Source organism: Hyphomicrobium sp. (assembly GCF_019753045.1).
Lineage (GTDB): Bacteria > Pseudomonadota > Alphaproteobacteria > Rhizobiales > Hyphomicrobiaceae > Hyphomicrobium_B.
This window is the reverse complement of sequence record NZ_JAIELN010000008.1, coordinates 97,476-115,642: the sequence shown is the minus strand read 5'-3', so window position 1 is coordinate 115,642 and position 18,167 is coordinate 97,476. Positions and strand designations below refer to the sequence as shown.

Sequence of the window (18,167 nt, the reverse complement as noted above, 5' to 3'; positions counted from 1 at the left end):
ATGCGTCGCGTTGCTTCGGCTGGCCCGCGTCTTCTGGGGACTCTTCGACCACAAAATCTGAGAAATCGGCAATGAACGTAGCCGGGGGCAGGTCATGACCGACATCATCGGCGGGACGAATGACAGTTACGTTGTGATTGGATTTTTCACGCCGGACTATCGACCGCTGGCTGCGCGCCTGGCCGAGGATTTGTCGAAGTTCGATATTCCGCACCACCTCTACGCGACAACGCCTGCTGAGTGGCACGCAGCGACCTTGCTCAAGCCCGTCTACATAAAGCGCGCGAGGGTGGAATACCCCGGCAAGACGATCGTCAGCATGGACGTCGACTGCAGCATCAAAGAACCCATAGCATCAGGGCTCGCAATTAGCGCCGACGTCGGCTTGGCCTTCAATGAAATACGAGAGCGCATGGCCAGGCTCTACCCCACGTCAAGAGTGACGGTATGGAGCCCGACAGCCGGGGCGACCAAGCTGCTGGACAATTGGTCGGAGCTTTGCCGGCGAGCTGAAGTGAACAACGATGAAATTCTGCTGATGGTAGCGATCGCCAGAACGGTCGGCACATCCCTTCAGGCGCTTCCCGACACGCATCGCGGTCTGGAATGGTCGAAGGCCCCGGGAAATTCCGCGATCGTCCACGACAGCGCCCGGGCTAAAGCGAAAGCCAAGAATGTTCGAAGGCAGCTTCTGCGGGCAGCCCGCGAGTTCGTAACAATGGCGCTGTTCGGTGCGACAGTCGCCGATCGCAAGTTTGGCAAGCGTCTGTCTTAGCAACCGGCTCTACTTGAATAACTTCATCGCATCCTCGCCGAGCACGGGTCCGGCGATGTCGATTGAAACGAAGGGCGCTTTCGACGCGACATCCTCTGCCGACAGCATGATCTGACCTATCTTCGTCGAAAGTTGTTCGACCGACGCGGCATAAACGAGCCGTCCGATGCCGCACCACAGGATCGCGCCCATGCACATGCAGCAGGGCTCGCCCGAGGTGTAGAGTGTCGTATTCCCCTGGAGCACATCGGGGCCGTGAGCCGAGAGAAAAGCCCGGATCGCCACCATTTCGCCGTGTGCGGTCGGATCTCTATCGGCGCGCGTCCGGTTGTGCCCACGCGCCATCACTTCCCCGTTTTTGACGATGACCGCGCCGAAAGGAAACTCCGCTTTCGCCGCCTCCTCGATGGCGAGCTTCATGAAAACATCATCTTCGGGCAGGACGGCCGTCTGGCGCGCGTCTGCTTTGCCCGAGCCTGCCATCGCCGCCGCAATGAGCGTCATTCCACCTTGAAGCACGGTTCGCCGATGCATTTATTTTCCCCACGTTGTCGATGACGGCCCTAACCGCTTTTAGACTTATTTTGCATTAATCGGATCGAGGCTTTCGGCAGAAAGCCGGTTTCGTGCTGGCAGCGCCAGCTTACGACGAATTAAGAAACGGCGAAGGGGCGCAAACAACGGGGCCCGGCTTGGGGGGTAAGCCGGGCCCCTGCTATCGAAAGCGGCGCTTTGGGTGGGGGGTGAGGGACGGCGCTCGCTTGCGAAAAAGCGGATCCGCCTAACGTGAGAGACCAATACCGATAGGGCTATGGATCCGCTTGGCAAATTATGTTTGCTCCGGATGAATTGCCGGCACCATTCAGCCCGGCGGTCTAGGTCAATGAACATTTGCTAGGCCGGATGGTCTATTGCCAAGCAACCGGCTTTGCGGCGAGGGCTGCGGTGTTTCGCACCCGCCGGGGGCGCGTCGCAAATCCCGCTTGATATTCGCCTTGATTAGGTTCGAGGCTAAGTGCAGCTAGCGGAAAGAAGATAGAGATCCGATGCGGCGCGTTTCGTTGAAAGTCCTGATTGCGGCGGCGATCTCCCTAGTCTCACTTTTGTTGACGATTGCCGTGTCCTACGTGATCGGGCGCGATGCCGTGAGCCGCCTTGAGCACCAGATCGGTCAATCGCTGGCGTTGCTGGCGGACGAAATGCAAGACAAGCTCGATCGCGCCATGTTCGAGCGCCTCCAATCCCTCGACAACATGGCAGCCATCGGCAAGATCTTGCAAAAGACCGACACGCCGGAGGCTTTGCGCGCCTCACTTGAAAGGTTTCAAACCGCATACTCCGATTATTCCTGGATCGGCTTTGCCGATCAAAGCGGCAAAATCCTGAGCTCGACTCGCGGAGAATACGAAGGACAAAACGTCAGCAATCAGATCTGGTTCAAAAAGGGACTACACGAACCATATGTTGGTGACGTCAAACTCCCGGCCCGGTCCGACCGCGGTCCGTCCCCAACAGACGGGCACACGACATCGGATTTTATCGATCTCGCAGTCCCGATCTCGGACACGGAGTCAACGTTCGGTGTCCTTGGCGCAACCTTGAGCTCCGATTGGGCGGAAGAAGTTCGCGACACCCTTCTCGGCAGCATGAAAGATGCAATTCCTGCCGACGTCATTGTGCTCGATGAAGCAAGGCGCGTCCTTTTTGGTCCGGACGACATAACCGGCAAAACATTGGATCTTCCGAGCATCAGGGCCGCCCGGCCGGGCGATGCCGGCTTTGCCGTCGAACAATGGCCGGACAACACATCATACGTGACGGGATTTTCAAAAAGCGATGGCTATCGGTCTTATCCCGGCTTGCACTGGATCGTCCTCGTGCGGGAGGATCAGAAACTCGCGTTCGCACCTGTGCGAAGTTTGCAGACAACGATTCTGATCTGCGGCGGCATCGTCGCGGCGCTTGCCGCTCTTCTGGCTTGGATACTCGCCGGCAAGCTCTCGCAACCGCTGCTCCAGCTTGCTGATACGGCGGAAGGCCTGCGGCGCGGGCAGAAGCTCGAGTTTCCGCAGGTTGGCGGATACCAAGAAGCACGTGTCCTGTCGCAATCCCTCAGATCCCTCGTCAAGGAGCTCGACGCCCAACGAGCTTCCCTTGCGGCCGCGAACCAATCCCTTGAAACTCAGGTGCAGGAACGAACGCAGCGCCTCGCTGAACAGAACATCGGCCTTGAGCGCGCCAAAGCCGAAGCGGAACTCGCGACCGAAGCCAAGTCCCGCTTTCTCGCGGCGGCCAGCCATGATCTCCGTCAGCCTCTGCACGCGTTGACACTATTCGCGCGTGCGCTTGCGCGCCGTGTCAGCGGCAACGAAGCGACGACGCTGGTTGCTCAGATGGAGGAAGGTCTGCGCGGATTGAAGGGCATGTTCGATGCGCTTCTCAACATCTCACGCCTCGACGCCAAGCTGATCGATCCGGCTAAAACCTCTGTGTCGGTCAGCGAGATCATCGAGCGGATATCGGTCGGCTCGAAAGTCGAAGCCGAGCAGAACGGATTGAAGTTTCTCAGCCGCTCCCGCGACTGGATCATCGAAACGGATGCTGCTTTGCTCGAAACCATTATCCGTAACCTCGTCTCAAATGCCTTGAAATTCACGAAGTACGGCGGCGTCATACTCGCTGCGCGCGAACGGGACGGAGAACGCGTGATTGACGTTTTCGACACCGGCCCCGGGTTTCCCATCGAACGGCGCGAGAAAATATTCGAAGAATTTTCACGCGCCGATCAGCGCGCCTATGGCGTCAACGATGGACTTGGTCTCGGGCTCTCGATCGCGCGCCGCTACGCTGAGCTGCTTGGCATGAAGATCCTCGTAGCCTCCCGGCGCGGGCGCGGCTCCCGATTTACGATCGTACTGCCCAAGAGCAGCATCCGCGAAGTCGCGCACCGGCCCGAACCGTCCCCCAAGTCCGAGACGGCCATCCACGGAATGAGAATACTCGTTCTCGACGACGATCCCCTCATCGTCGCAGCCCTGATGCGCGACCTTGAAGATCGCGGCAATCTCGCATTCGGCTACCAAACGGCGGCAGAAGCCGAGAAGGGCCTCAGCAAGGGGCTCGCGATCGATGCAGCCGTGCTCGATTTCGATCTGAGAGGATCGGAGACCGGACTGGAATTCATCAAACGCATGGCAGCTAGAACGAACACGGATATTCCCACTGTGATCCTTTCCGGCGGCACTGATTCTGCTACCCTGGCGGTCCTGGCAAAATCAGGCAGACCATGGCTCACAAAGCCGGCGGATCCCGAGCTTATCGCTGCCACGCTGAGTGCAATTCTCAACGCTCATAAAGTTTCGCTGAATGGCTTCAATGCCGAGTACGGAGCAAATGCAAGTGCCAGCTAATCTGGAAAAAACCAATGTAGAAAAGGCGATGCCGGTGCCCCAACGCGATACGGTTCTAGTTGCCGACGACCACGGACTTTACAGGTCCGGCTTTGGCTTTTTGCTGCGCGATCGAATGGGGTTTCGTTCAGTCATCGAAGCGTCGTCCTTTGACGCTGCGCTCGATCGCCTTGCAGAAACACCAAACGTCGAGCTCGCTCTGTTCGATCTGGCAATGCCGGGAATCTCGGGACCCGAGGGCCTACGCGTGGTGAAAGAGGCCTATCCCAGCATTCGCGTTGCGATCGTGTCGGGATCGGAAGAACGCAACGACGTCGTCAAAGCTGTGGCGATGGGACTCAACGGATACGTGCCGAAATCACTGGCGGATGACGAGATCGTCGGCGCATTGAAAGACATTCTGGATGGCCGCGTTTTCGTGCCGCGATTTATGACGTCGGGCAATGCCGAACATACGGCAAAGCACGCGAGCTCCGATGCGCCTTCCGCAAAGCGGGACCCCGGCGGTGGAGCCACCAACAAAGCCATTTCACCGCGACAACGCGACGTCCTGGATTGTGTCCGCCGGGGCCTTTCGAATAAAGAGATCGCGCGCGAACTCGACATCGCCGAAGGCACGGTCAAGATCCACCTTGCGGCTCTCTTTTCGCATTTCGGAGCCCGCAACCGCACCGAACTCGCTACGCGGAGCTAAGCTCACCGGACCCACTTTTTACTGCAGTGTGGGCCCGAGGTTGTGCAGCAGCCATCGATGCAGAATGTCGGGATCGAACGGCTTCCCGACAACCGGGAATGGCGATGTGACCCAAACGATGTCGGAATGACCGGTCGTGATGATCGTCGGCACTGGATGTCCGATCATCGCGGCAAGCGCGAGCGCATCGTTGACGCCCCGCATCTCGCCCTCAATCTCGATGTCCGTAATGATTGCGGAAACATTGCTCAGCCGATGCCCCAAAGTCTGGACTGCTTCGAGGCAGGAGCGCGCGGCTATGCAGGAATACCCCCAGTCATCGATCAGCATGCTCAACGCCATGGACGAGCGATAGTCATCTTCGATTACTGCGATCAGCGGGCGCGTGGACAGCCCAGCCGATGCCAGCGGAGCACAACCAATGGCCGTCGCTGGCCTAGTGGTGGACATCACGCGGCCTCCTTCCGTTTCGCCGGTTTCACCAAGCAATCAGAGGCGCTTTTTGAATTAAGGCATAGTCAGCGGGAGGCTCTAGGCTTGTCGGTCTAGGCATTGAGAGCGGTAGCCGGAGCCCACAGAATCGGCTCCAATTAAGCGTAATGTACGTTGAACGAACCGGATCAATCCCTATCATATCCGGGGCGTGCCGTATGCTTGCGGCCTAGGCGTCCTTTCCAGAGATGTTTGCGATCCCCGTATGAACGACCCCATCAGGACGGCTCGCAAGAGAGCGAATTGGTACAGCCCCCGATCGATCGGCCGCTCCCTGGTCCTGAGGCCGAGGGTTTTGCTCGCCGCAGCCGTCGGCGTGCTCGCGCTCTTCCTACTACCGTCTTCGCTTCACGCTTCCGTTCGCGAGGCCATGGCCTGGTGTCTGAGCGGCGCGATGTATCTCGTGATGACATTCACGGTCATGCTGCAATGCCATTCCGACAAAATACGCACCCGAGCAGCACGCCAGGATGATAGCGGCGTCGTCATTTTGGTGCTTGTTCTTCTCGCAATATTTTCGAGTTTCGCTGCGATTTTCGGTTTGATCTCCGCAGCCAAGGCGGCGTCGAACGAAGGCAAGGCACTCCTTGTTGGCCTCGCCGCCGCAACGATCGTCATTTCATGGCTAGTTACTCAGGTGAGTTTCACTCTTCACTACGCGCACGAGTACTACGCCCCCAACCATTTCTCTGAACAAAGCGCAAAAGGCATCAACCCCTTGACGTTTCCGGCCGATACGACACCGGATTATTGGGATTTCTTCTATTTCGCCACGTCGTTTGGAGCAGCGTCCCAGACATCGGATGTCATCATCAACAGCAAAGAGATCCGTCGTTTGACGATCCTGCACGCCATCGTCTCTTTCTTCTTCAACACCATGATTCTCGCCCTCACGATCAATCTCGCGGCGAGCTTGGCTTGATGCTCTGATCTTCGCTTCGGGCGCTGCTTCGGCTAGCGCTTCTCGACGAAAACCGTGCCTGCGGAATAACCCGCCCCGAAAGAGCAGATGAGCCCGGTGTCGCCGCGAACGAGATCGCCGCTGGCGGTGTGAAAGGCGATGATCGACCCAGCCGAGCTCGTATTGGCAAAGGTATCGAGAATGATGACGTTTTCTCCGGGCATCGGCTCGCGCTCCAGAACCTTTCGGCCAATCATCTCGTTCATGTTGATGTTCGCCTGATGTAGCCAGAGCCGCTTCAGAGCTTTGTGGTCGATGCCAATATCGCGCGCGTGTTCGATGATCATCTCGATGACCATCGGCACGACCTCGCGATAAACCTTCCGTCCTTCCTGCACGAAAAGTTTGTCCGCCGCGCCAATTCCTTCCGGAGCACAGCGATTCAGAAATCCGAAATTGTTGCGGATGTTGTTTGAAAACTGCGTCTTGAGACGCGTGCCGAGGATAGTCCATCCGCCTTCGGCTAAAGCGGCGTCAGTCACGATCACAGCCGTCGCGACATCACCGAAGATGAAGTGGCTATCGCGATCCCTGAAATTGAGGTGGCCCGAGCAGATCTCGGGATTGACGACGAGGACAGCTTTCGGAGAGCCGCCGCGAATGAAGTCGGTCGCGGTCTTGATGCCGAACGTTGCAGACGAGCAAGCGACATTCATGTCGAACGCGAAGCCGCCGATCCCGAGCGCGTTCTGAACTTCGACCGCCATCGCCGGATACGGCCGCTGCATGTTCGACGCCGCACAAATGACGGCGCCGATGTCGCGAATATCGCCGCCCCAATTTGCGATTGCGTCGCGCGCGGCATGAACCGCCATCTCCGCAAGAACCGAAAGCTGTTCGTTCGGCCTCTCGGGTATACGTGGGCGCATGATCGCAGGATCGAGAATTCCATCCCTATCCACGACGTGCCGGGACTTGATGCCTGATGCTTTCTCGATGAACTCCGACGAGGACGGTAACAGCTGCGCGACGTCTCCGGCAGCAATGGCAGCCGCGTGAACAGAGTTGAACTCGCTGACATAGGCGTTGAAGGCCGTAACGAGTTCGTCGTTCGAAATGCTTTGTGGCGGGATGTAGATCCCGGTCGCGGCGATGACAGGTTGCTGCACGTACGTTTCCAGTTTCCCTTGGTGGGCCTGTTGCAGAGCCCACTTTTTTCTTGTCGTTTGGATGTCACTAGCATGCCGCGCTTTCCGCCGGCGCACGCAATGACAGCGCTTTAACTTTAAAAACGGCTGTTAACGGCTTCCCCCGAAGAGCCGCGCCCGCCCCCGCGCATGCTCCCTCTGCCATCAGATTTGCCGCTTGTCGATGCCGCGGGCAAGTCACGAGCTTTGCGCTTGTTCCCCCGGGAACTCATCGCGCAGGATTTTCCTTTCGGCCCCATCGGCTTGTCGCCCGCGGAACAGACCGCCCTCCACCCCGAACCTAAAGCTCGTCCCGAAGACCACAGGGAGACGAGTCCATGTCCGCTGAAATCACCAAGTTGACGCCCGCCGCCTCGCTAACCCCCACGGTTGCCAGGGATACGACCCATCGCATCGCGGGCGGCAAAGTCGGCGTATTGCTGATCCACGGTCTCTGCGGCACACCCGCTGAAATGCGCTTCGTCGCAATGGGCCTCGCCCGCGCGGGATACACGGTGCATTGCCCAACGCTTGCGGGCCACGGCGGCACCCGTCAGGACATCGTCAACACCACTTGGCAGGACTGGTATCAGAGCGCCGAAGCGGCGCTCAATGAAATCAGTAAAGAATGCGACACGGTGATCGTCGGCGGCCTTTGCCTCGGCAGCATCATCGGGCTCCATCTCGCAGCCAACAACCGCGACAAGGTACAGGGCGTCGCGCTCTTCTCGCCGACGCTCTGGATCAACGGCTGGGCAATGCCCTGGTACACGAAGTTCTTCTCGCTCGTCCGCACCCGCTGGATGGCAAACATGATGGAGTTTCCCGACGCGGCCTCGCTCGGCATCAAATGCCCGCGCGTACGTGAGTTCGTTCGTGCCGCACTCGCGGCGTCCGACGGCTCAGACCTCGGAACGGTCGGCACGCCCGGCGCTATGCTGCTCGAGCATCGCCGTCTCGTATCGGCCGCAAAAAAGCTTCTTGGCCGAATTGATCAGCCCACGCTCATCGTCCATTCGCGCCAGGACGACTACGCCGACCTGAACAATGCCACTTATGTGCAGGCCAATCTAACGGCACCGGTCGATCTCGTCGTACTGGAAGACAGCTATCACATGGTCACGCTCGACAAGGAGCGCCACGTGGTCGTCGAAAAGACCCGCTCTTTCGTCGCGCGCATTGCTGAGAGCATCGGCGGAGCAGTCGCCGCAAATGCAGGAGCGATGGCGGCGGCATGATCGAGGCAGCGTGACGGTAGCAAAAAGCGGTTGCACGCTGCGCCGTCGTCACGTCGAAATGCAGCGCGGCCACGCGCCGGTCCTCTCGAGCTCAAAGGAGCCCGTTCAACCCGCTGAGCGCAGCCGCGTCGGGAACTCCAGATACGCGAAACCTCATTCCAGAGCCCATATACACTTAGCCCGAAATTAGTTGCTATAATACAAACGTTCGCAATTATTGCGACGCCCTGCCTTCATCTTAATGCGGTCTTAAATATTCGGCCGTCGCAAAAGCCAGTAGACAAAGGGTACAGTGACTGTGTGCGGCAGCACCTTGAGCGCGACGTAGAAGAAAATATTGGATATGCCCGGCACAATCACGCGATTGCCGAACATGAAGCCGCGATAAGCGCTCCGCGCCACGCTATCGGCCGACATCGAAGGTAACACCCAACGATAGAGCGACTGCTCAGCCCCCATTTCTTGATGAAAGGCCGTATTGACCGGCCCCGGCAGCAGAGCGGAAATCCTGACCCCCTGCCCGGAGTATTCGCTGGCAATCGCCTCCGTCAGCGAAACGACATATGATTTGCTTGCATAGTAAGCCGCCTGGTTCGGCCCGGGGACATCTGCCCCGAGCGACGCGACGTTCAAAACACCGCCACGTTGACGGGCCAGCATATCGGGCAGCACTGCCCGTGATAGACGCGTCACGGTCTCGATATTGATCGCAATGAGGCGCGAAAGATCAGCCTGCGAATGGCTGAGAAATGGTCCGGCGAGACCCATCCCGGCGTTATTGACGAGCACGTCGAGATAAAGCCCGGCCCCTCCGAGGCCTGCGGTTATCTTGTCCAGCGCATCCGGCTGACTGACATCACAGACAATCGTCGTGACCGATGAACCTGTGCGCGACTTGAGTTGCTCGGCAGCTGCTTCGAGCTTGGATTGGGTCCGCCCGGCGATGGCTGTTTCATGTCCGGCCTCGATGAAACGCTGCGCAAGAGCCAGTCCGATGCCGCTCGCCCCGCCCGTAATCACGACTCCCGGCTTTAAGTGCGCGACTGCTTTGCGCGCCTCCCTGACGTCGTCTGGATCAGCGGGCGAGCGCCATGGCCAAAGCAGCGAACGCCATGACGCCGAATTGTTCTGCATCTGTTAAGTCGAACCCGTAGTGCTTCCAATTTGTACGGAACCGAGCGTAGGGAAACCCCTGCCTACCCGCAAGGCGAATAACCCCTAGCTTCCCCCGGGGGTGGTCCCCGACGTTTTTCCTCAAGACATGCCGATGACAATTTCCGCAATTGCGGCAGCCGACCCCGAATACGCCCCATACAAACCAAATTCTTACCCTCTCTGGCTCGAACGATTATAAGCGCTTTATAAGCGCCTTGGCGCGGGGAACGCACCGAAGCGCAGCAGACGGGGAACTGGGACGGTCCGGAGTGCCAGATGCCCAAATCAGTAGCGGGTGGGAAACGTGGGATCAGTTTTGTCTGAATTGTGCGCGAACGTTCTTCGCCGTGCATCGGCCGTGCAGGCCGTTGCCGCTTTCGGAACCTTGTTGATTACTGGCGCCTACGCGCCATCAATTGCGGAAGCCATGGATAAAGCGGAAGCCGCAGCGCGCCCTCCCCTCGTCATGCCGATCTTCGTCACATCGCGAAACGATGACTGCTACGACAATGGACAAATGAAGGCTATCAAACGTCTCACTGCGATGGCCCAGCACCGCATCAATCAGGATGGCGGAATTGCCGGCCGCAAGGTCGTTTTAAACATTCTCGACGATCAGCGTCTGCCGCAGACCACGATTGACAATATGGCGGCCGCCATCTCCGATCCCCAGACAATTGCAATGATCGGCCTATCGAACTCGACCCGCGCCAAGGCGGCACTCGATGCGAACGGCAAGGAGTTGAAGGCGACCGGCATTCCGTTCATCTCCGACATATCGATAACCGACCTCATCAAGGATTACCCCAACGTCTTCACGACTCGCGCCTCCGAGGACGAGGAGCGCATGCCGGTCATCGCCGAGTTTGTGAAGCTAGCGCATTTCGAACGGCCCGCCTTCATCGGCATCCAATCCTTGCTTGGAAGCACCAATTTCAGTGACAGCCTTAAAGAGTTTCTGACCGGAGGCCTTGTCGCCGACCATCGGCTGCAACTCACGGCCGACAAGCTCGATCCGGCTGAACTCGCCGCCGCCGTCGCGGACCTCAAGTCGAAAAATGTCGGGATCGTCTTCCTCGCAGTCGGCGGCGACCGCATGAAGGACGTCGTAAAGCAGTTTCAGGACGCAGGCTTCACGCCGCCGCTGTTCGTCACCGGCCGCGTCGATTCAGTCACGAACCAAGGCGCGGACGCCTACGCGAACGATGTCTATCAGCTTGCCTGGAACGAGCTTCCCGACGGCTATAGCGAGAGGCTGCGCGAACTCATTTCGAGCACGCCATATCCGAGCCAATGGATTTTCGAGGGCGCGAAAAATTCAAGTGCGCCCGGCTGGAAGGACGGAACGTGCAAGCCGAGAGACGAGGATATTCCCCTCAACGTCCTCGATACTCCCAACATACGTGCGTTGTCGGTCGGCTCACAATATGCCGATGTCGTCAGTCTGATCGCGGAAGCGGCGCGCTCCGCGGAAATCACCGCGGAGATACCCGACGTTCGCAATCTGATCGTCAACCGGCTTAAGACCGGATACGCATCTGGCCGCGGGATCTTCAAGGGACGCTTCGACAATTGGTCGTTCCAGCCGGGATCTCGCGCCGCAGCCCGGACACCGCTGATCGTCATGCTGCCGCGCGGCCGCAGCCGCCCGCAGCTTGCACCGATCCAGTTCCTTCACCTCCGCGATCAGAGCCTGCAAAGGATCGACACGCTTTACGCCGACATAGATCTCATCCATGCCGAACGCATCGACGACTCCGAAAAGACCTTCTTCGCAGACTTCTATTTGTCGATGAATGACCGGAGCGGCGCCTCGATCGAGCAGATCGAATTCGCCAACGCCTATCTCGAGCCCGGCTCCAACGAACGCCAGATCACCGTCCGCGCCATTCACGACGGCGGCCAAAGCGCCGCCTATCCCGACCATATGAAAATCTATCAGGTGACGGGCAAATTCGTTTACGCGCCCGACCTCAGAAATTATCCGTTCGATACGCAGCGCTTTTCGATCGACCTCCGGCCGAAGCCCGGCAACACGCCGTTCATCGTTCAGCCTCCACCGCAGCAGGTGCGAGACCATGTGGTGAAGGTGGATGGCTGGGATGCGAGGGACCAGTATGTTGGATACGACGTGGACTTCGTTCGCACCGTCGACGCACAAACACTCGAGCCGAGCGTATTTCCATTTTATAAAGCCAGCTTCGCATGGCTGATGAAACGCGAAACGACGGACTATTTTCTCAGGGTCGTCGTGCCGTTGGCCTTCATCCTGATCATCGCCTATCTGTCGATCTTCATCTCGACGCATCACTTCGAAGCGATCGTGACGATACAGGTCACAGCGTTGCTGTCGGCTGTCGCGTTGTATCTCGCGCTGCCGAAGATCGATGCCAACATCGAAACGCTCTCCGATCGAATGTTCCTGTTCACCTACTTCATGTTGAGCGTGATCATCGCCATCACGATTGCGCGCGAGAACAAGAGGGTCGAACCGATCCGCTGGCTGAAAACGGGCCTGATATTCCTTCACATCGTAGCGGTTCCCGTAATGGTCGCGGCGATGGCCTACTACGTCTATCTCGCGAGCTCTGCGTAGAGTTGCCGGCGCCGGGCACGCTCAGAAAAGTATCTTCTCCGAGCGAACCCTGTCCAAGACCCCGGTGAAGGCAGCGACGGCCGGATTGCGCGATTGCGCCGCTCCCGCGCGGCCGCTGAATGCAGCGACGAGTTCCCACTTGATCGCGGGCTTTCTGAGCGCCGTAATTCCGATCTTGGGTGTCGTCGATAGCGCGGCCCGCGCCATGACGAATGTGTACGGGACGAGGGCGATGCCGAAGCCCCGCGCGACGAGATCGAGCAGGACCTGCACATCGCCAACCTCCAGCGCCGTCTTGCGCGAGACGTTGATGGCGGCGAATGCCCGGTCGACGATGCGCCGCGTTCCCTGATCGAGCTGAAAGTCGACAAACGTCTCGCCGGCGAGGCTGTGAAGCGAAACGCTTTCGCGTCCCTCGAGGGGATGCCCCAAAGGGTGGGCAACGACCAGACGATCGGATGCTATCGGCATCGACACGATTTCCCGGCTCTTTTCGTAGAGCGGCAAGAACGCCAAATCGATGCTGCCATCCTTTACCTTGTCCATCAGCTTCGCTGCGGTGCTGTGGCAGAGACGAATTTCGACATCCGGATGCAGCTTGTGGAACTCTCCGAGCAAGAGCGGAAGATCGAAAAAGGCATTAAGGCTGGCGCACGTCCCGATGCTCAGTGAGCCCCGCTCCAAGCCGCTGATAGCCGCGACCGCGCGACGCGCGTCTCTTACGCCGGCAATGATCTGCAGAGCCCTCTCGTAGAGCACTTGGCCCGCAACCGTCAGCTCCACCCGCCGCGTAGTGCGGACGAACAACGGTGCGCCCATTTCCTGCTCGAGCGCCCGAATAGAGGCCGAAAGCCCGGACTGAACGATATTCATCTTGCGCGCAGCCCGAGTGAAATGCTGCTCTTCTGCGGCAGCGACGAAATGTTCAAGTTGCTTGAGATCCATCCAACGCGTCCGATTAATCTATAAACCAGAATAATAACATCCCAACATACTATTGGACAGATGAGCTGTAGACCCCCATTTCTGCCGGTCGGGCGATTGATTTGTGTCTCCGTTAACGAGCGTAGATGAAGGTAGCGGACTGTAATTGAACCGCGACCTTCGTCGCCGATAAGTAATGCGTGTCAACAGACGGAACCGAAGCCCTATCCTGTTTTTGTATCTGACGCGTCAGATGGTTTTGAATTCTAGCCGGCGATGTGGAGTTTTCTGAAGCATGGCTGCATTGGTGCGTATAGCGCTGCGGTCGCCTTACACATTCGTCGTGTTGGCGCTGCTCATTCTTCTCACGGGCACATTGGCGGCTTTTCGCACGCCGATCGACATCTTCCCCGAAATTCGGATCCCCGTCATCGCGACGGTCTGGCAATATACGGGGCTGCCTCCTGATGAGATGGCGGGCCGAGTGGTTTCGCCGTTCGAGCGCGTCCTGACGACGACCGTCAACGATATCGAACATATCGAGGCGAACTCGTACAATGGCATCGGTATCGTCAAGATCTTCTTCCAGCCCGGCGCCGATATCCGCACCGCCAACGCACAGGTGACCGCGGTTTCGCAGACCATCCTGAAGCAGTTGCCGCCCGGTGCGACACCGCCGCTCATTCTCAACTATAGCGCTTCGACCGTGCCGATAGTGCAGCTCGCACTCGGCGGCGACGGCTTGACCGAACAGAACCTGTCCGACCTGGCCCTGAACAACATCCGCACGCGGCTCGTGACGGTGCCAGGAGCCGCCGTCCCCTATCCATTCGGCGGCAAGACGCGCCAGATCCAGATTGATCTTGACGACACTGCCCTCCATGCGAAGGGCCTCTCCGCGCAGGATGTCTCGAACGCCTTCGGCGCCCAGAACCTCATCAATCCGGTCGGCACCCAGAAAATCGGCGGCACCGAATATACGATGCAGCTGAACAATGCGCCGTCCGACATCAGTGCCTTGGGCGACTTGCCGATCAAGGCCGTCAACGGCGCGATGGTCTACATCCGCGATGTCGCCCACGTCCGCGACGGAAATCCTCCGCAACAGAATATCGTCCATGTCAACGGCAACCGCTCCGTTCTGCTGTCGGTCTTGAAAAACGGCGCAGTTTCCACGCTCGCCATCATCCAAGGCATCAAAGACAAGATCCAGGAGATCAAACCGGGGCTTCCCGATGCGCTGACGATATCTCTACTCGGAGATCAATCGATCTTCGTCCGCGCGGCCGTGCAGAACGTCATTCACGAAGGCATTCTTGCTGCCGCGTTGACGAGCATCATGATCCTTCTTTTCTTGGGTAGCGTCCGTTCGACGGTCATCATCGCAACCTCGATTCCGCTAGCCGTGCTGGCATCGGTAGCGATGCTGTCGGCGCTCGGCGAAACTCTGAACGTCATGACGCTCGGCGGCTTGGCGCTGGCCGTCGGTATTCTCGTCGACGAAGCGACGGTGACGATCGAAAACATCAACTACCATCTGGAGCAAGGAAAGGACGTCGAGACCGCCATCCTCGACGGCGCCGATCAGATCGCGACGCCCGCATTTGTTTCGATGCTCTGCATATGTATCGTTTTCGTCCCCATGTTCTTCCTGGAAGGCGTTGCGCGGTTTCTGTTCGTCCCGATGGCGGAAGCCGTCGTGTTCGCCATGGTCGCATCCTTCATACTGTCGCGCACCCTCGTGCCGACGATGGCCAAGTACCTGCTGAAGACGCACGATCCCGACGGACACGGAAGGCCCACGCGCAATCCGTTCCTTCTCTTTCAGCGCGCATTCGAACATCACTTCGAAGCAATGCGTAGCGGCTATCACAGCCTTCTCGAAAGCGCGCTCGCACATCGAACGATTGTTTTGATCTTCTCGTTCGGATTTATCGGCGCGTCGTTCTTGCTGGTACCCTATCTCGGCCGCAACTTCTTTCCTCGGGTCGATTCTGGTCAGATTCTAATGCACGTAAGGCTCGATATCGGCACGCGTGTCGAGGAGAGCGCGCGAACGTTTGCGCAAATCCAAGATGCCATTCGTGAAATCATCTCGCCGAAAGACCTCGGCGCCATGGTCGACAACATCGGCATTCCGGTCAGCGGCATCAACATGTCATATAACAACACCGGCGTGATCGGGCCGCAGGATGGCGATATCCAAGTGGCGCTCAATCCGGACCATCGGCCGACGGCCGAATATGTCAAGGAACTGCGCGACGAACTGCCGAAGCGTTTCCCTGGCGCGACCTTCTCGTTCCTGCCGGCCGATATCGTCAGTCAGATTTTGAACTTCGGCGCGCCAACACCCATCGATCTCCAAATTAGAGGGCCGAAGCTTGGCCCGAATTTCGACTATGCTGAAAAGATTTTGCGGCAAATCAAACTGATCCCGGGGGTCGCCGACGCGCGCATTCAGCAATCGCGAGAGAACCCGGGCTTCAAGGTGAACGTAGACCGTTCGCGCGCCCAGTATGTCGGCGTGACCGAGCGGGACGTCACTACGAGCTTGAGCACGAGCCTCGCCGGCACGAGTCAGGTCAATCCCGTTTACTGGCTGAACAAGGCGAACGGCGTAACCTATCCGATCGTCATCCAGACACCGCAGTATAAGCTCGACACGCTGACGTCTCTGGAGAACTTGCCGATCACCGCCAGCGACGCACGCGCGCCTCAAATTCTCGGAGCCGTCGCAAGTGTCGATCGCATGACGAGCAACGCCGTCGTCTCGCAATACGACATCCAGTCCATGGTGCAGATCCTCACGACGACCGAAGGCCGGGATCTCGGTGCCGTTGCAGCCGACATCCAGAAAATCGTCGATGCCACCAAAGCCGATCTTCCGAAAGGCGCGACCGCGGTACTCCTGGGCCAGGTGCGCACGATGAACAATGCCTATGCCGGAATGTTGTTTGGGCTCCTCGGCGCCATTGTGCTCATATACCTGCTCATTGTCGTGAATTTTCAATCCTGGGGCGATCCGCTCGTGATCATCATGGCGCTCCCCGCGGCTCTCGTCGGCATCGTCTGGATGCTGTTCGTCACGGGAACCACGCTGTCGGTGCCCGCACTGACCGGAGCTATCATGTGCATGGGCGTCGCGACCGCAAACGCCGTTTTGGTCGTGACCTTTGCACGGGAACGGCTGGCAGAGCATGGCGATCCCATCCAGGCCGCGCTTGAATCCGGCTTCGTCCGCATCCGTCCCGTCCTGATGACTGCTCTTGCCATGGTTATCGGCATGGCGCCGATGGCTTTGGGCCTCGGAGAGGGCGGCGAACAGAATGCCCCGCTTGGCCGCGCGGTGATCGGCGGCCTCTTGTTCGCGACGGCTGCCACGTTATTCATTGTACCGATCATTTTCAGCCTGATGCACCGGCGGAAGTCCGCAAGCTCATCGTCGCCGCAAGGTGCAATCCCAGGAGAATTTCATGCAGCATGAGCCCTTGGTGAAGCCACCAGAGACCCGGCCGGCAAATTCGGCCGAAAATCCGGCTGAGAAGCCTCGGCGGCGATCCCGCTGGAAGATGCCCCTGCTCGCCCTCCTTTTCATCGGTGGCGCGGCCTTCCTTGCCTTTACCGGCATCACGAGCCGCGAAGAGAGCATCGCCCAACTGAAGAATAAGTCCGCCACGCGCGCCATTCCGACGGTCGCCGTTGCGACGCCCGCCGTTCAGCAGAGCATAGGCTTGCTCGACCTGCCGGGCCGCTTGGATGCCTACTATCAGGCTGCGCTTTTCGCGCGCGTTAGCGGCTATGTGGCGAGCCGCAACGCCGACATCGGCACGCGCGTAAAAACGGGAGATGTTCTCGCGACAATCGATGCGCCCGATCTCGATCAGCAGCTGTCTCAGGCAGAGTACGACCTGAATAACGCCAAGGCCAACGCAGCCCTTGCCGCTGTTACCAACCAACGCTTCCAGGCGCTTCTGCCGAACAGCTACGTCACACATCAGCAGGCCGATGAAAAGCTGTCCGACCTTGAATCGAAGAATGCGCTGGTGAAGTCGGCGCAGGCCAACGTCGACCGGCTGAAGGCCCTCACTCAATATAAAAGCATCATCGCGCCGTTCGACGGCATCGTGACCGTGCGCAATACCGACGTTGGAAATTTGATCAACGTCGGCAGCTCCACCGGCTCGGAAATGTTCGTGGTCGCCGACGTCCACAAACTGCGGCTTTATGTGAACGTGCCCCAGGTCTACGTGCCGATGATTCCGAACGGCACGATCGGCGTGCTGACTGTCCCCGAGCGGCCCGGCAAGAAGTATGAGGCGAAGGTCGAAGCCTCCTCGGGCGCCGTCGATGCCGCGTCCGGCACGACGCGCATGCAGCTCGTCGTCGACAACACCGCCGGCGAGCTGATGCCGGGCGCCTATGCCAGCGTCCATTTGACGGTCGGCAACAAACACGACGTTTTGGTCATCCCGGCGAGCGCTATCCTGTTCGACAAGGAAGGTTTACGTGTCGCGACGGTTGGCACCGACAATAAGGTGCTCCTCAAGCCGATCACGATTGGCCGTGACTTGGGCGCGACGATCGAGGTCGCGTCCGGCCTCGCCCCGGAAGATCGGGTGATCGAAAGCATTCCCGATGGCATCGTCGATGGCGACCGCGTCAACGTCAAGGAACGGCCGAATTCCTCGACGGCACCGTCATCGTCGAACGGGCCGACTCCACCGAATAAGGGGTGACGGTCCACGAGACCTCGAATAGTGGGGAACACGCGAGTTGGGCCATGCGTTTCCAGCGC

Annotated in this window: 13 protein-coding genes; 8 read left to right on the top strand and 5 right to left on the bottom strand. The window is 58.9% G+C overall.

Going from position 1 to position 18,167, the window contains the following annotated elements; genetic code table 11:
* Positions 1-94: 94 nt before the first annotated feature.
* Complete coding sequence (locus K2Q04_RS10640) at positions 95-775, top strand: hypothetical protein (RefSeq protein WP_291163039.1); 681 nt, start codon at positions 95-97, stop codon at positions 773-775.
* Positions 776-784: 9 nt separating this feature from the next.
* Here K2Q04_RS10640 and K2Q04_RS10635 read toward each other — a convergent pair whose 3' ends face one another.
* Positions 785-1,309, bottom strand: coding sequence for a nucleoside deaminase (locus K2Q04_RS10635; RefSeq protein WP_291163036.1), 525 nt, complete (start codon positions 1,307-1,309; stop codon positions 785-787).
* Positions 1,310-1,821: 512 nt separating this feature from the next.
* On the opposite strand from K2Q04_RS10635, the gene K2Q04_RS10630 reads away from it, so the two are divergent.
* On the top strand, positions 1,822-4,185 hold the full coding sequence (locus tag K2Q04_RS10630; protein WP_291163033.1) for an ATP-binding protein: 2,364 nt from the start codon (positions 1,822-1,824) through the stop codon (positions 4,183-4,185).
* Complete coding sequence (locus K2Q04_RS10625; RefSeq protein WP_291163030.1) at positions 4,175-4,879, top strand: response regulator transcription factor; 705 nt, start codon at positions 4,175-4,177, stop codon at positions 4,877-4,879. Before K2Q04_RS10630 ends, K2Q04_RS10625 begins: the two co-directional genes overlap by 11 nt.
* An 18-nt stretch (positions 4,880-4,897) precedes the next feature.
* Here the strand turns inward: K2Q04_RS10625 and K2Q04_RS10620 are convergent, their stop codons facing one another.
* The gene (locus K2Q04_RS10620; protein ID WP_291163028.1) at positions 4,898-5,329 is read right to left on the bottom strand and encodes a response regulator; all 432 of its coding nucleotides are present in this window, start codon (positions 5,327-5,329) and stop codon (positions 4,898-4,900) included.
* A gap of 247 nt (positions 5,330-5,576) precedes the next feature.
* Between K2Q04_RS10620 and K2Q04_RS10615 the strand changes: the two genes are divergently transcribed.
* Positions 5,577-6,293 carry a DUF1345 domain-containing protein gene (locus tag K2Q04_RS10615; RefSeq protein ID WP_291163027.1) on the top strand — a complete coding sequence of 239 codons (717 nt, stop codon included), beginning with the start codon at positions 5,577-5,579 and terminating at the stop codon, positions 6,291-6,293.
* A gap of 32 nt (positions 6,294-6,325) precedes the next feature.
* On the opposite strand, the gene K2Q04_RS10610 is transcribed toward K2Q04_RS10615, so the two are convergent.
* The gene (locus tag K2Q04_RS10610) at positions 6,326-7,441 is read right to left on the bottom strand and encodes a beta-ketoacyl-ACP synthase III (RefSeq protein ID WP_291163024.1); all 1,116 of its coding nucleotides are present in this window, start codon (positions 7,439-7,441) and stop codon (positions 6,326-6,328) included.
* Positions 7,442-7,797: 356 nt separating this feature from the next.
* Between K2Q04_RS10610 and K2Q04_RS10605 the strand changes: the two genes are divergently transcribed.
* Positions 7,798-8,697 carry an alpha/beta fold hydrolase gene (locus K2Q04_RS10605; protein WP_291163021.1) on the top strand — a complete coding sequence of 300 codons (900 nt, stop codon included), beginning with the start codon at positions 7,798-7,800 and terminating at the stop codon, positions 8,695-8,697.
* Positions 8,698-8,946: 249 nt separating this feature from the next.
* Here the strand turns inward: K2Q04_RS10605 and K2Q04_RS10600 are convergent, their stop codons facing one another.
* Positions 8,947-9,831 (bottom strand): SDR family oxidoreductase, encoded by an 885-nt coding sequence (locus K2Q04_RS10600; protein ID WP_291163018.1) that lies wholly within the window; start codon positions 9,829-9,831, stop codon positions 8,947-8,949.
* Between the two features lie 337 nt (positions 9,832-10,168).
* On the opposite strand from K2Q04_RS10600, the gene K2Q04_RS10595 reads away from it, so the two are divergent.
* Positions 10,169-12,448: an ABC transporter substrate-binding protein gene (locus K2Q04_RS10595; protein WP_291163016.1), complete on the top strand. Its 2,280-nt coding sequence runs from the start codon at positions 10,169-10,171 to the stop codon at positions 12,446-12,448.
* A 21-nt stretch (positions 12,449-12,469) separates the two neighbouring features.
* On the opposite strand, the gene K2Q04_RS10590 is transcribed toward K2Q04_RS10595, so the two are convergent.
* Positions 12,470-13,393, bottom strand: a complete 924-nt coding sequence (locus K2Q04_RS10590; protein WP_291163014.1) for a LysR family transcriptional regulator — start codon at positions 13,391-13,393, stop codon at positions 12,470-12,472.
* Between the two features lie 274 nt (positions 13,394-13,667).
* Between K2Q04_RS10590 and K2Q04_RS10585 the strand changes: the two genes are divergently transcribed.
* Positions 13,668-16,856 carry an efflux RND transporter permease subunit gene (locus tag K2Q04_RS10585; protein WP_291163012.1) on the top strand — a complete coding sequence of 1,063 codons (3,189 nt, stop codon included), beginning with the start codon at positions 13,668-13,670 and terminating at the stop codon, positions 16,854-16,856.
* On the top strand, positions 16,846-18,108 hold the full coding sequence (locus K2Q04_RS10580; protein WP_291163010.1) for an efflux RND transporter periplasmic adaptor subunit: 1,263 nt from the start codon (positions 16,846-16,848) through the stop codon (positions 18,106-18,108). The genes K2Q04_RS10585 and K2Q04_RS10580 overlap by 11 nt, the downstream gene beginning before the upstream one ends.
* Positions 18,109-18,167 lie beyond the last annotated feature (59 nt).